The sequence below is a fragment of the Ferrovum myxofaciens genome (genome assembly GCF_013181415.1).
In the GTDB taxonomy this organism is placed as follows: Bacteria; Pseudomonadota; Gammaproteobacteria; order Burkholderiales; family Ferrovaceae; genus Ferrovum; species Ferrovum myxofaciens.
Genome location: NZ_CP053676.1, coordinates 779,264 through 793,607, shown reverse-complemented (window position 1 = coordinate 793,607; position 14,344 = coordinate 779,264). Strand labels below are relative to the sequence as shown.

Below are 14,344 nucleotides of genomic sequence, written 5' to 3'. Positions count from 1 at the left end.
GGGTAAAGAGAAATGAGCGATAAAAACGGCGTCGAAAAATTACTTTATTGTTCCTTCTGCGGCAAGAGCCAGCATGAAGTGCGCAAGTTGATTGCAGGTCCTTCGGTATTCATTTGTGATGAATGCATCGAATTGTGCAATGACATCATTCGTGAGGAAATTCAGGATGCCGATGCGCGCCAGGTGAAGGCGGATTTGCCGACTCCTCAGGAAATCGCCGATATACTGGATCAATACGTGATTCATCAGAAACGGGCCAAGAAAATTCTGGCGGTGGCGGTGTACAACCACTACAAACGCTTGCGCCATCAGGGCAAGGACAAAGAAATCGAGTTGTCCAAGAGCAACATCCTCCTGATTGGTCCGACGGGTTCCGGCAAGACCTTGCTGGCCCAGACACTGGCTCGATTGCTCAATGTTCCTTTCGTGATTGCGGATGCCACTACCCTGACGGAAGCGGGGTATGTGGGTGAGGATGTTGAAAACATCATCCAGAAACTGTTGCAGAAATGTGACTATGATGTGGACAAGGCGCAGCGAGGGATTGTGTATATCGATGAAATCGACAAGATTTCACGCAAGTCCGATAACCCCTCCATCACCCGTGACGTTTCCGGAGAAGGGGTGCAACAGGCCCTGCTCAAACTGATCGAAGGGACCACGGCTTCCGTGCCTCCTCAAGGCGGACGCAAGCATCCCAATCAGGAGTTTGTGCAGGTGGATACCACCAATATCCTGTTTATCTGTGGTGGTGCCTTTGGTGGGCTTGACAAGGTCGTTCGAAACCGATCGGATCGATCAGGTATCGGTTTTGGCGCGGAAGTGATGGGAAAGGATGATCGAGGGTTGACCCAGGCATTGTCAGAAGTGGAGCCGGAAGATCTGATCAAGTTTGGCCTGATTCCTGAATTTGTGGGGCGCTTGCCGGTGCTGGCAACTCTTGAGGAACTGGATGAGGAGGCTTTGATCCAGATTTTGACGGAACCGAAGAATGCACTGACGCGCCAGTTTCAGAAATTGTTTTCCATGGAGAACGTGGAACTGGAATTTCGTCCCGGCGCACTCCAGGCCATTGCACGCAAGGCCCTGCAACGCAAGACCGGAGCCCGCGGCCTGCGTTCCATCATTGAACATGCGCTGCTGGATACCATGTTTGAATTGCCGAACCGTCAGAATGTCAGTAAGGTGGTGGTGGATGAAAATTGCATCCTGTCGGAGGGTGCCCCCCTGCTGATCTATGCCGATACACAAAAAGTGGTGGGGGTTTAGGCCGTCCCTCTTGAAACCTCTGAGGATTTCCCCCATCTGTTGTTAGGTTCAACTTTCAGAGGTTATCTCTTATGAGTACAGTCACTCAGGAATCCGTGCAATTACCTCTGCTCCCTCTGCGGGATGTGGTTGTTTTTCCACATATGGTCATTCCTCTTTTCGTGGGTCGCCTCAAGTCCATTCGCGCTTTGGAGTTGGCCATGGAAGCGGGCAAGAATATTCTGTTGGTGGCGCAGAAATCCGCCTCCAACGATGATCCCGGAGTGGACGAATTGTATGACGTGGGGAGTATTGCCACGATCCTTCAATTACTGAAACTGCCCGATGGTACGGTCAAGGTTCTGGTGGAGGGCGTTCAACGGGTGACGGTGAGTGAGGTTACTGAACCCAATCAATCCCATTTTCTTGGGGTGGCAACACCCATCAAGGAATCTTCCAGCGAGCATTCGGAACTGGAAGCCCTGCGTCGAACCTTGCTGGGGCAGTTTGAGCAATTTGTCAAACTGAACAAGAAAATTCCTCAGGAAGTATTGAGTTCTTTTTCCAGTATCGAAGATGCGGGACGTCTGGCAGATACGGTGGCTACCCATGTTCCTTTGAAACTGGAACAAAAACAGGAGGTCCTGGCTCTTTTTGACGTGCGTAAACGTATCGAGCAATTGCTTTCACTGCTGGAAAGCGAAATCGATATTCTTCAGGTAGAAAAGCGCATCCGAGGGCGTGTCAAACGGCAGATGGAAAAAAGCCAGCGCGAATACTACCTCAATGAACAGGTCAAGGCCATCCAGAAGGAGTTGGGAGACAACGAAGATGGTGCGGATATTGAAGATCTGGAAAAAAAGATCCGTACGGCACACATGTCCAAGGAAGCTCAGACCAAGGCCGAATCAGAACTCAAGAAATTGCGTCTGATGTCGCCCATGTCCGCAGAAGCCACGGTGGTGCGTAACTACATAGATACCTTGGTGGCGCTGCCCTGGAAAAAGAAAACCCGGGTCAGTTCGGACCTGGCAAACTGTGAAAAGGTTCTGGATCAGGATCATTTCGGCCTGGATAAGGTCAAGGAACGGATCGTCGAATATCTGGCCGTTCAGGCACGGGTGGATAAAGTCAAAGCCCCTATCCTGTGTTTGGTGGGGCCACCGGGGGTGGGGAAAACTTCTCTGGGAAAATCCATCGCCCGTGCCACCAATCGCAAGTTTGTACGCATGGCCTTGGGCGGAGTACGGGACGAAGCGGAGATTCGCGGACACCGTCGGACCTATATCGGTGCCATGCCGGGGAAAATTCTGCAAAGTCTGACCAAGGTGGCAGTGCGCAATCCTTTGTTTCTTCTGGATGAAGTGGACAAGATGGGGCAGGATTACCGGGGCGATCCTTCCTCGGCTTTGCTCGAGGTTCTGGACCCGGAACAAAATCATACCTTTACCGATCACTATGTGGAAGTGGAGTACGATCTGTCGGATGTGATGTTTGTTGCGACAGCCAATACCCTGAACATTCCCTCTCCTCTGCTGGATCGTATGGAGGTGATTCGACTGTCGGGGTATACGGAAGATGAAAAGATCAATATTGCACGTCAATACCTCTTACCCAAACAATTGAAGGCCAATGGGTTGAAGGAAGATGAGATTTCGGTGGCGGAGGGTGCTTTGCGGGATATCGTCCAATACTACACACGGGAGGCAGGTGTGCGTGCCCTCGATCGTGAAATTGCGAAGATCTGCCGGAAGGTGGTCAAGTACCTGCTTTTGTCGAAGAAAACAGGGAAGGTGGCGGTGACTTCACGCAATCTGGAAAAATATTTGGGCGTTCGTCCCTACACCTTTGGGGTGGCAGAAAAAACCAATCAGGTGGGACAGGTGACAGGCTTGGCCTGGACGGAAGTGGGCGGTGAATTGTTGACCATCGAGGCGGCCCGGGTACCCGGAAAGGGGAAAATGACCACCACCGGGAAACTGGGAGAAGTCATGCAGGAGTCCATCCAGGCCGCGCTCAGCGTGGTGCGCAGTCGCGCTACACGCTTGGGCATCCATCCCGATTTTTATGAAAAATCAGATATTCATATCCACTTGCCTGAAGGCGCGACGCCCAAGGATGGACCGAGTGCGGGGACGGCCATTACCACTGCCATGGTGTCCGTGCTGACGGGCATACCGGTGCGGGCCGATGTGGCCATGACCGGTGAGATTACCTTGCGGGGTGAGGTGTTGGCCATCGGTGGTCTCAAGGAGAAATTGCTGGCCGCGCATCGGGGGGGGATTCGGACCGTTTTGATCCCCCAGGAAAACTGTAAGGATCTGGTGGAAATACCAGACAACATCAAGGGACGCCTGGAGTTACATCCCGTCCGTTGGATTGATCAGGTTCTGGCCCTGGCATTGGAACGAGAACCGGTGCCCTTGCCGGAGGCAGGTGCAGGAGAATCGATCCCCCCCGTTCCTGCGGCAGCGACGCCCTTGACGCCCCACGGGGAAGTCGTGGTCACCCCTGCGGGCATCACGCATTAATTTGTAACAACTCGCCGGAAAATGGTTGACAGAGGACGCGTTGCCCCTTATAAAGGGCGATGCGTCCTGTAGTGAAACATCCCGTGCAGGATGATGAGGGCTGTTGTTGTTCCTAACTAACAATAAGGGGTATTCCAGGTGAACAAAAGTGAACTGATCGAACAGATGGCTGAGGCGGCAGACATTTCCAAAGCGGCTGCAGGACGGGCTCTGGAGGGAGCCATCAGCGCTATTCAGTCGACGCTCAAAAAGGGCGGACAGGTTTCTCTGGTCGGGTTTGGGACGTTTCACGTGGGGAAACGGGCAGCGCGTACGGGACGTAATCCCAGTACAGGGGAAACCATTCAGATCGAAGCCGCAAAAGTTCCCAAATTCAGGGCTGGTAAAGTGCTCAAGGATAGTGTAAACTAGCGGTCTTTGGGTGCTTAGCTCAGTTGGTAGAGCGTCGCCCTTACAAGGCGAATGTCGGGGGTTCGAGCCCCTCAGCACCCACCAAGTACCGGGTCATTCGCCGGTCAAAAGTTAAGGAGTGGTAGTTCAGTTGGTTAGAATACCGGCCTGTCACGCCGGGGGTCGCGGGTTCGAGTCCCGTCCACTCCGCCAATAAAACAAGCGGGTCAGCAGAAAAACTGCTGACCCGTTTCCATTTCATTTGAGGTGGCCTCCATAGTCATGACGTGAAAACTGGATATTCGACCACCAGCGTGGTCGGGTATCTCAGTGTGTTGTGTGCCAATCCCGAAACACATCGATATCAATTCCATCCGGGTTGTTCAGTTGTCCCGGACCGTTTCCGGGGTGATCTGTAACCCCGTACTGCCAGATAATCTGTTTGGTCTGACGGTCGATCACTATGACCCGATGGCGGTAATCATCATTCAGGATGACATCCCCGTTGGGAAGTTCCTGAGCCAGAGAGGGATGATTGAGCATGCCCTCACCCTCCTTCACAGAGTAATCCCAGGTTACCTTGTGTCGTTTCGGATCAAAGAAAATCACCCGACCTGGTTTGCTGTAATCGGCCACAATGATTTGACCGTCGTGGGCGGGCATGGCATCCGATGGATAGTGCATTCCAAAAGCCCGGGTAGCCCAGACCACTTTTCCGTCACGGGTGACTTGAGAAATCCAGGCTCCTGTAATTTCGGTAATCAGGATATCGCCGTTATCCAGTTCGGTTACTCCATTGGGTAATCCCAGAAATCTTGGGGGGTCATGACGGCAATTGGCATTTCGGCTCCAAGCCTCGCCCTTGCGGCCGGGCTTTCCCCATTGAACCTTGATTTTCGAAGTGTCCCGGTCCAGAAACAGAATGCGGCAGTTTCGAATGTCGGCAACCAGAATGGTGCCATCTTTCATGACATGGGTATCATCCGGAAAATTCATGTATCCGTCAGCAACACCGGGAACATCTGGAACGCCGTAACTCCATGCCAGTTCACGCTTGTCGTAGTTGATCAGGTGAATATCCTGATTGTCCTCTTCACTAATGGCCAGCAAATGCCCATCGGGTGAGAAAAATACATCATCGTTGTCGTGGTAGATTTTCAGATTGGGTGAACCGAATTGCCACAGGATCTCCTTGTTGGGAGCCACTTCGATAAGCCGGTTGTTACGCCGATCAGCGATGACCACTGGATAGGGTAGTGGCTTGCCCCAAGAGGGGGTCGGGGCGCTCCGGCTACCGGTCACGGGAGGTGGGGTTCCCTCGGTGGGATCGGCGGCTAGGGTGGCAAGACTCAGGCAGGCCAGAACTCCAGCAACCAGGGTACTCCACAGGAGAGAAGTCTTGATGAACCTGTCAGATTGAATCGGTATGGGTCTGCCTGAACGGAAGGATTGCATGAAATGAGATCCTTTAAGCATGAATAGGTGATTGTTTCCATCGGGTCTTAGCGGGATGGATCCAAATTTTTCTTCGAACTGCCGGGGTTCCTGAAAGGGGCAGAATCGAGGGGAGAAAGTTTGCGAATGGCCTGCACGGAAGCTTCCACAATCCGCTTTACGCCTATTTCCCCCAGTTCCTCAGTGGCGGCACGGGGGTCGCCGCGAACCCCCTCTTGTTCGGATGGTTTTTTATTCCCGCCAAGTTGGTCCACACGCACCAGTTTGGGATCAATGGCCAGTGCCAGTGAAGTATCCAGAAGACCAGCATGAACCCCGATCTGGGCCTCGTTGAACCCTCTGGCCTTCAGATCTTCTGCAAAGGTCGTCTGACCTGCCTGGTAATACTCAGACAAAGCATAAACCCGACAGGAGGGGTCTGAGGCCCACTCTTGGTTCAACTGCCGGGCGGTTTTTCCGATGATTTTTTGATAACCTCCATGATCCCCCAGAAAAATGATCCGATGGAATCCGTGTTGTTTGAAACTGCGGGCGGCACCTTCCAGCAACGATTCAAAGGCGGAGACCGGAATGGAAATTGTACCGGGAAATCGCATGTGGGAAGTCGGTGGATGAATATCTCCTTCCGGGACATAAGCCACAACCGGTGCGACAATGGCATTGCCCAGTTCCCTGGCGATCATTCCTGCCAGTGCTTTGACGCGCACATTGTGTTTCCCCAAAACCATATGTGCTCCACTCTGTTCGGTTCCCCCAATAGGGATCAGTACGGTGGTGACACCCGCCAGCACACGCTCATGCAACTCGGGGGATGTCATTTCCTCGAGGTAGACCGTGGGCAGGGGTTCCTTTGCAGCCACGACCCGTGCAGACACTCCCCCGAACATCGTCAGGAGGATGAAAGGAGCAATGGCCTGCAGGGCTTTGGAATACATCATTGGAAAAAGATGTCAGCGTGACGGTATATCAATCCATTGTACAACTTAATGAGGAAAGATCGAGTTCTGGTTGAAAGATCGGAAAAAAAAGGTATCGGCGAAGCAGGAATCCGGCATCAGACAGTTTCATGGATGATTTTTCGTAACTGACGAACTGTCATACTTGTAACCTCATGTGTCTGGTTTGTTGTTGCGCTTCCTGTGTACAATGAGCAAGCGCAAACTCTTGGGAGATCCATGATGAACAAGAAAGTCATTGCCCTGTGCGTGCTCAGCGCCCTGGTTGTCCTGTCCGGCTGCTCAAGCACCAACAGCATGAAAGAAACCGCTGCGGATGAGGCTGCTGCCGTGAAAATTCATACGCAGGCTGCTGCAGATCAGCGGGCGGCTGAGCAGAAGCGTCTTGAAACCAATATTTCCAAAATTCCGGAGTGGGCGATACAGGCTCCACCCCCTGACGATAACGGCGTTTATGCCGTGGGTATTGGCGAGTCTGACAAGATCCGCCTGGCAATTCGCAAAGCCATGCTGGATGGTGAATACGGATTGGCCAAAAACTACAACCAACTTCTCTCCGGTTCGGAGCGACAGTATTCGCAGGCTAACAGCGGTGACTATAGCCAGTCTCAATACACCCAACTGATCGACAGCTTGGTCAGTCAAGTGCCCATTGTGGGCTTCGAGGTCATCCACCAGAATGTTCGCCCGGTGGATGGGGCATATACGGCCTATGTTCTGCTGAAATTACCCTACAATCAGGTGAATCGCGTCCTTCAGGAACGCGGGGCCAGCGCATCAAGCGAAGATATCAAGCACTCCTTCGATGAATTGTCCGGGCGGCTGAATAAATTGCAGAAACAGAATGCACAACAGGTCAGCCAACCTTCTCCGGGGATTCCTCCAGGAATCCCCTTCACCACCACCACCGTGATCGAGTCGCCGGTTCCCCCGCCTGCCCCCATTGTGAGCGAGGGACCGGGTCCGAATGATGCACCGCCTCCCCCTAACCCCGATCATGCGGGTAACTAATCTATTGATCGCGCTGCTGGGAGGAACCACCTTGAGCGTACAAGCCGGGTGGGAGTCGGCAACCCATGGGGTCATGGTCTCCGGGCGCATGGCTTTTCCGGGTTGTGCCCCGGTGCATTATCCGGACTCGCGCAAGCGTGCGATCATCGATGCACGGCGTAATATGGCTCGGGCAAAGAACCTGTCGGTGGGGGGAAGCGAACAGGTCAGTGGCGAAACTTACACCCGCACCGTTCACGAAGTTGCAGAAGGGGGCGTGCCTCCCGTGGAGATACTGGAAGAAAAAACCATTACAGGTCAGGAAGGGAGCCTGTATTGCGTACTGCTGAGGAAATGAATTTTGATCACCCCTCTGAAATTCAGGTCGACGGGGGCAGCAGTCATGCTCTTCCTGTGCGTGTTCTCCGCTGAAGCGGGAACCTGGACCCGCAATTATACTGTGCAGTACAACATGGGTGAGACGGACAGTCGCAGCAGGGCCCGGCAAAATGCCATGGATGAGATTCGTGCCCGGGCGCTGCGGGAAGTGGGCGCGTACATTGAAACCCGGACCACCCTGAAGAATGACGATCTTCAGGAGGAAACCAAGGTCATTACGGCATCCATGGTCAAAATCGTCGAAACCAGTGAGCATTTCTCGTTGCTGAAAGACGGACACGAGCAACTGTCGGTGACCGCACGGGTCACCGTGGACGAAAGTGAACTCAAGGCGCGCATCCTGGCAGCGCAGCATGATCGGGCTGAAAAACAGGTACTCTTGGACCAACTCACCGCACAAGAGCGCGAAAATGCCGTGCTGGAAGCACAGTTGGGGAGATCGAAGGGATCCTCGATGAACATTCCGCCCCCTCCGCCGGGATGGTGGACCGGGGAAAGAAGTCAAAAATCGAATGTTTCATCCCCCCCGCCTCCTCCCTAGTTTTCCCTCTGGCTTCTCTGAAGGAACGAGGCGAGGAGTTTAGTTGTTTTTGGACTATGAAACGGCTATAATCGCCCGTATTCAATGAGTTTTGGTGTCGGCCTGTTACGCCGGGAATCGCGGATTCGAGTCTCACACGCTCCGCCAAAACAACAAAGGCCGTTGAGAAATCAACGGTTTTTTTGTTTCGAGAGGTTCTCATGCTGGATGGTTTTCGTTCGTTGTCTCAAACCTGGGTTGCCAAGGTGGTGCTTGTTCTGATCACCGTGCCTTTTGCCTTGTTTGGTCTGGAATACTACCTGCGCCAAGGCGGTGGGGGGGGTGCGGTGCTGAAAGTGGATGGCGTGGCCATTTCGCAGTCAGAGTTCCGCGATGCCCTGCGCAATCAACAGCAACAGATGCAGAATGCAGGGGGAGTGGATTCCGCCTCTTTGAGTTCTCCGGCGCTGCGTTATGAAGCCATGAACGCGCTGGTCAATCGCCAGTTATTGCTCAAATATGCCGACGATCACCATCTGACCATTCCGGATCAATTATTGGTGGATGAAATTTCACGGGTGGACGTGTTTCAGGAAAACGGCAAGTTTTCTCAATCCCGTTATGAGCAAGTGCTCCGCGCTCAGGGGATGACGCCCGCTCAGTTCGAGAAGCGTTTGCGCGCTGACCTGAAATTGCAACTGGAACAGGAATCCCTGACTACTACGGCATGGGTGCCTGAGCAAAGCCTTGATGCCTTTCTCAAACTGGATGGACAGATCCGCGCCGTGTCCACCGCAACCCTGGATTCGGCCCAATTTTTGGGTAAGGTCAAGCTGGCCGCCGATGCGGTCAAGAAATACTATGAAGCGCACCCGAATGAATTCCGTATTTCCGAACAGGTTTCCATTCAATACCTGACCTTGGCAGCGGATCAATTAGCGGCGGCGGTGACGGTTCTACCCGAGGAATTACGCAAGGCATATGCGGATCCCGCCAACCAAAGTCGCTGGACCGGGCAGGAAATGCGCCGGGCACGTCATATTCTGCTCACCATCCCCAATGGAGCCAGTCCAGCCCAACGACAGTCGATCAAACAGCACGCGCAACAGTTACTGGTGCGTTTGCAGGCTCATCCTGAACAGTTTGCGGCGGTGGCCAAAGTTGAGTCCCAGGACCCGGGATCGGCAAGTCAGGGAGGGGATCTAGGGTTTTTTGCCCGGGGAACCATGACGCCTCCCTTCGAGAAAGCCGTGTTTGCCTTGAACAAGGGGGAATTTTCCGGACCCGTTGAAACAGACTTTGGTTATCATGTGATTCAGGTGACGGATATCCACGAAGCGAAGCATTTAAGTCTTGAGGAAGTTACGCCCCAACTGACTGCAGAGATTCGCCGCCAGAAGGCCAGCCAGAAATTTTCCGAGGAGGCCGATGCCTTTACTACCCTGGTTTATGAGCAATCCGGCAGTTTGCAGCCGGCTGCCGACAAATTTCACTTGACGGTGCAGACAGCCAGTGGGATCAGCAAAGACCAGAAAACAGGAATCTGGTCCAATCCAAAGTTGCAACAGGCATTATTTTCTTCAGCAGTGATCAGAGATCATCGCAATACGCCTGCCATCGAGGTGGCGCCGGGTCTGCTGGTGGCCGCCCGGGTCACCCAGGATCAAGCGGCGATGCTGAAACCCTTGGAACAGGTGGCTCCTTCCATCGAGCAACGGCTGGAGGAACAGCAGGCGGCGGTTTTGGCCCGTCAGGCGGGAGAAGAAAAACTCAAGGAATTACAGGCAGGCAGGACGGACCCTGCCCTGACCTGGTCAGGAGAGCGGCTTTTGACACGCCAGCAGGCCTATGCCGGCGGTTTGCCCTCCGCAGTGGTGACCCCTGCCTTCCGGGTGGATGAACGACATTTGCCCGGTTATGCGGGGGCGTCCACCCCCGAGGGCGGGTTTGTGCTGGTGCGGGTTACTCAGATTCAACCGGGACGTACCGATGAATCTGCCACGCGCAAAGAAGCTGAAACGGGTTTGACGCGCGCCTATGGAGATGGAGCCATGGAAGAATTCATGGCCGCTTTGCGTAAAAAGGCCACCATTCAGGTCGTGGACAAGAGCGTGCTGGAAGAGTCTCCCCAGCACTGACCTTCCGGAGACCTCCGGGTTTTCCCTATGATTCAGCCACCCATGCCGGGGACGGTACTGGAAAAACCGCCGTCCACATGAAGAATCTCTCCCGTTACACCGGAAGCCAGGGAACTGCACAGAAAAGCCGCCACATTTCCCACTTCCTCGATGGTGATATTGCGGCGCAGGGGGGAGGTTTGTTCCACATAGCCAAGAATCTTGCCGAAATCACCGATGCCGGCGGCGGCCAGGGTTTTGATGGGACCCGCAGAAATACCGTTGACCCGAATGCCCTCAGGCCCCAGACTTTGTGCCAGGTAACGGACATTGGCCTCGAGACTGGCCTTGGCCAGTCCCATGACATTGTAATTTTGTACGGAACGTTCGGCGCCCAAGTAGGACAGTGTCAGCAGAGCACCTTGACGACCGGCCATGAGGGGGGCACCGGCTTTGGCCAGGGCCGCGAAACTATAGGAACTGATGTCATGGGCAATACGAAAGTTTTCCCGGGTTACCGAATTCAGAAAAGTCCCGCTGAGGGCCTCACGAGGGGCAAAGGCAATGGAATGAACGATACCATCCAGTCCGTCCCAGCGTTGTCCCAGTGAATGAAAGAGAGCCTCGATTTGATCGTCTTGCGCTACGTCACAGGGATAGAGTTCAGTAACCCCCAATTCTGTGGCCAGTTTCTCCACTCGGCCGCGCACCGCATCGCCTTGATAGGTAAGGGCCAGTTGTGCCCCTTCCCTTTGCATGGCTTGGGCGATACCCCAAGCGATGGAACGATTGCTCAACAATCCGGTGATGAGTATGTTCTTGTTTGCCAAAAATCCCATGGGTTGGTCTCCTCTTGTCAGGGCACCATGATAAACCATTCCCTTCGGAAAGGCGCAGTGGGACGCGATAGAATGGGGGATGGGGTGAATGAAACCGGGCATAGGTCGGGGGGGAATGGGTTCTGCTGTGACGAAGAAGAGGAAAGGGCATGAAAGAGGGCGATGGATGAAGGTGATAAGCGCTTGGGTGCTGGGGCTGACCTTGGCCCTGTTGTGGATGTCCCCGCTGCAGGCCCGGGAAAAGGTTCTGCATGTGGCGTTTTCTGCCTCTGAAACGGGGTTTGATCCGGTCCAGACTTCCGACCTCAATACGGCCGCCGTCGAACAGCAACTGTTCGAATCGTTGCTGACCTATGATTATCTGGCACGACCTGCCAAACTGATTCCGCGTTTGGCAGCCGCCATGCCCAGCGTGAGCGGACAGGGGAGCATCTGGACCTTTACCCTGAAAAAAGGGGTGTATTTTTCCCCCGATCCCGTTTTCCGGGGCAAGAAGCGGGAGGTGACCGCGACCGATGTGGTCTATACCCTGATGCGTTTCATGGACCCAAAAAATCGTTCTCCCTACAAGTTTTTGCTGGAAGGAAAAATCGAAGGACTGGATGAGCGTGCGGCTCAGGCCCGAGTGACAGGGCATTTTGACTATGATACCCCCGTGGCGGGGTTGAGGGTACTGGATCCCTGGCATGTGCGCGTGCACCTGAAAACCACCGACTACGACTTTGGGCATGCCATGGCCCAGCCGGTCATGGGCATTGTGGCCCGGGAGGTAATCGAGGCGTATGCCGGGGACACGGCGTCCCATCCGGTGGGTACCGGACCCTATCGCCTGGGACAGTGGTTGCGCTCAGCGCGCATTGAATTGATTCGTAATCCCAACTACCGCTCTGAAATCTGGCATTTTTCTCCCGGAAAGGATCCGGTAAACCAACGTCTGGTGGCACAAATGGAAGGAAAAACGCTGCCCCAGATCGATCGGATCGATATTCAAATCATCGAGGAAGCCCAGTCGGCCTGGCTCAGTTTTGGTAAGGGAGAGTTGGACATTCTGGGGATTCCTGCCCAGTTTTCTCCCCTGGCCCTGAGTGGGGATCAATTGCGTCCGGAATGGGTTCGGCGCGGGATTCATTTGGACCGGATCGTGGAACCCGCCATTGCCTACTATTTCATCAATCAGCAGGACCCCTTGTTGGGGGGCATGGCCCCCGCCAAAATTGCCCTGCGGCGCGCCATTTTTCTGGCGATGAATGATGGAGAAATGATGCGGGTCATCGACAAGGGCCAAGCGATTCGGATGACTTACCCGATTCCGCCAGGCGTGGCGGGTGCCGATGCCCAGTATCAGAGTTTGTTGAATTATGACCCCGAACTGGCCAATCAACTGCTCGATGCCTATGGTTATCGACGGGGCAGGGATGGTTATCGTCTTCAGCCGGATGGAAAACCCCTGGAAGTTCAGTACACCACAGGGCTTTCTTCGCAGGATCGTGAATTGGATGAGGTGATGAAAAAATCCCTGGACCGCATCGGCCTGCGGTTTTCCAGCAATAAACTCAAGTTTCCGGACATCATCCGGGCAGAACGCCAATGCCAGGTTCAGTTTCGCTTGTCGGCCTGGATTGCCGATTACCCGGATGGAGACAATTTCATGCAACTCTGGTACGGACCGCATACCCATGAGAACAATGCCAGTTGCTATCAGGATCCGGAATGGGACCGGCTGTACGAGCAAACCCTCACCCTGCCCGATTCCCCCCGGCGAGATGCCTTGTACCATCGTTTGGCGCGCCGCCTGGAACTGTATGGGGTGACCAAGGTCAGTACGGCAGCCTTGCGCAATGTCCTGTCCCAGCCTTGGGTCCTGGGTTACCGGACGCATCCGATCTTGCCTTCGGTATGGAATTACCTGGATGTGGAGGAGAGGAATGACCGAACTCCTTGACGAGAAAAAAACATGAGTGGATTACTGTTTCTGGTTCGGCGCCTGGGACAGGCTCTGCTGACTTTGCTGGGGGTGATCCTGCTGGTCTTCGTCCTGTTCAATTGGGTGGGGGGAGACCCTGCCACGATCCTGGCGGGCAAAATGGCCAGCGCGCAGGATTTGGCCAACGTGCGTCACCAACTGGGCCTCGACCGCCCACTCTGGCAACAGTTTCTGGACTTTGTCGGGCAGGTTTTGCGCGGAGATTATGGGGAAAGTTGGGCCACCCATGAACCTGTCTCCGCCATTTTCCGCTCCCGGTTGGGACCTTCTCTGACGTTGCTGATTCCCATGCTGGTTCTGGAAACGCTGGTGGCCGTTGCCGTGGCCCTGCTGGTGGCGGCGTTGCGGGGGTCCTGGCTGGATCAGGGAGTGCGCATGGTGAGTACGGTGGCCATGTCCATCAGTTTATTGGTCTACATCATCGTAGGACAATACGTATTTGCATACCTGTGGGGATGGTTTCCAGTCAAGGGGTGGAGCGATTCCGTTCTGACCAATTTACGGGTCTACGCGCTTTTGCCTGTGTTGCTGGGCCTTTTTGTGAGTGTTGCGCCTTCGATCCGGCTCTATCGCTCCTTCATACTGGAAGAGATCGATCAGGATTTTGTGCGGACAGCGCGTGCCAAGGGATTGTCGGAAATGCGCATTCTTTTTGTGCATGTTCTGCGTAACGCGGCCATTCCCATCGTGACCAATGTTCTGATGGGATTGCCCGGATTGTTGACGGGCGCTTTTCTTCTGGAGCGGTTTTTTGCCATTCCTGGCATCGGACGGGAAATCATTCTGGCCGTGGAACGTAGCGATTTTCCCTTGATCAAGGCAATCACCGTGTATGTGGCCATGGCCACCCTGGCAGTCAATTTACTGGGCGATCTGTGTTACCGTTGGCTGGACCCCCGGGTACGTTTGGAGTAG

General features: G+C 54.3%; 12 protein-coding genes and 2 tRNA genes. 11 read left to right on the top strand and 3 right to left on the bottom strand.

Annotated features, from left to right (window positions below; translation table 11 throughout):
• The first annotated feature begins 12 nt into the window (after positions 1–12).
• The 5 genes from clpX to HO274_RS03855 all read left to right on the top strand — a co-directional run bounded on the left by clpX (position 13) and on the right by HO274_RS03855 (position 4,382).
• A complete protein-coding gene (gene clpX / locus HO274_RS03875) occupies positions 13–1,269 on the top strand; it encodes an ATP-dependent Clp protease ATP-binding subunit ClpX (protein ID WP_031596587.1) in 1,257 nt (418 codons plus the stop codon).
• A 71-nt stretch (positions 1,270–1,340) separates the two neighbouring features.
• The gene (gene lon, locus HO274_RS03870) at positions 1,341–3,779 is read left to right on the top strand and encodes an endopeptidase La (RefSeq protein WP_035417195.1); all 2,439 of its coding nucleotides are present in this window, start codon (positions 1,341–1,343) and stop codon (positions 3,777–3,779) included.
• A gap of 138 nt (positions 3,780–3,917) precedes the next feature.
• A complete protein-coding gene (locus HO274_RS03865) occupies positions 3,918–4,190 on the top strand; it encodes an HU family DNA-binding protein (protein WP_062187982.1) in 273 nt (90 codons plus the stop codon).
• A gap of 8 nt (positions 4,191–4,198) precedes the next feature.
• A tRNA-Val gene (locus HO274_RS03860) sits at positions 4,199–4,274 on the top strand.
• Positions 4,275–4,305: 31 nt separating this feature from the next.
• Positions 4,306–4,382: transfer RNA gene (locus tag HO274_RS03855), tRNA-Asp, on the top strand.
• A 114-nt stretch (positions 4,383–4,496) separates the two neighbouring features.
• On the opposite strand, the gene HO274_RS03850 is transcribed toward HO274_RS03855, so the two are convergent.
• Positions 4,497–5,624, bottom strand: coding sequence for an outer membrane protein assembly factor BamB family protein (locus HO274_RS03850; RefSeq protein ID WP_051862118.1), 1,128 nt, complete (start codon positions 5,622–5,624; stop codon positions 4,497–4,499).
• A gap of 47 nt (positions 5,625–5,671) precedes the next feature.
• Positions 5,672–6,562 (bottom strand): creatininase family protein, encoded by an 891-nt coding sequence (locus HO274_RS03845; RefSeq protein WP_273121609.1) that lies wholly within the window; start codon positions 6,560–6,562, stop codon positions 5,672–5,674.
• A gap of 237 nt (positions 6,563–6,799) precedes the next feature.
• Here HO274_RS03845 and HO274_RS03840 point away from each other — a divergent pair, with 237 nt between their 5' ends.
• The 4 genes from HO274_RS03840 (at position 6,800) to HO274_RS03825 (ending at position 10,627) form a co-directional block, all read left to right on the top strand.
• A complete protein-coding gene (locus tag HO274_RS03840; RefSeq protein WP_031596578.1) occupies positions 6,800–7,591 on the top strand; it encodes an LPP20 family lipoprotein in 792 nt (263 codons plus the stop codon).
• Positions 7,578–7,928, top strand: a complete 351-nt coding sequence (locus HO274_RS03835) for a hypothetical protein (RefSeq protein ID WP_273121606.1) — start codon at positions 7,578–7,580, stop codon at positions 7,926–7,928. The genes HO274_RS03840 and HO274_RS03835 overlap by 14 nt, the downstream gene beginning before the upstream one ends.
• A gap of 3 nt (positions 7,929–7,931) precedes the next feature.
• Positions 7,932–8,510: a hypothetical protein gene (locus tag HO274_RS03830; RefSeq protein WP_031596575.1), complete on the top strand. Its 579-nt coding sequence runs from the start codon at positions 7,932–7,934 to the stop codon at positions 8,508–8,510.
• Positions 8,511–8,710: 200 nt separating this feature from the next.
• Entirely contained in the window at positions 8,711–10,627 is a 1,917-nt protein-coding gene (locus HO274_RS03825; protein WP_273121603.1) for a SurA N-terminal domain-containing protein, read from the top strand.
• A gap of 32 nt (positions 10,628–10,659) precedes the next feature.
• Here HO274_RS03825 and HO274_RS03820 read toward each other — a convergent pair whose 3' ends face one another.
• Positions 10,660–11,445, bottom strand: coding sequence for an enoyl-ACP reductase FabI (locus HO274_RS03820; protein ID WP_031595137.1), 786 nt, complete (start codon positions 11,443–11,445; stop codon positions 10,660–10,662).
• A gap of 166 nt (positions 11,446–11,611) precedes the next feature.
• On the opposite strand from HO274_RS03820, the gene HO274_RS03815 reads away from it, so the two are divergent.
• Together HO274_RS03815 and HO274_RS03810 are read left to right on the top strand one after the other, a co-directional pair.
• Positions 11,612–13,387: an ABC transporter substrate-binding protein gene (locus tag HO274_RS03815; RefSeq protein WP_273121601.1), complete on the top strand. Its 1,776-nt coding sequence runs from the start codon at positions 11,612–11,614 to the stop codon at positions 13,385–13,387.
• 12 nt (positions 13,388–13,399) lie between these two features.
• A complete protein-coding gene (locus HO274_RS03810; protein ID WP_031595141.1) occupies positions 13,400–14,344 on the top strand; it encodes an ABC transporter permease in 945 nt (314 codons plus the stop codon).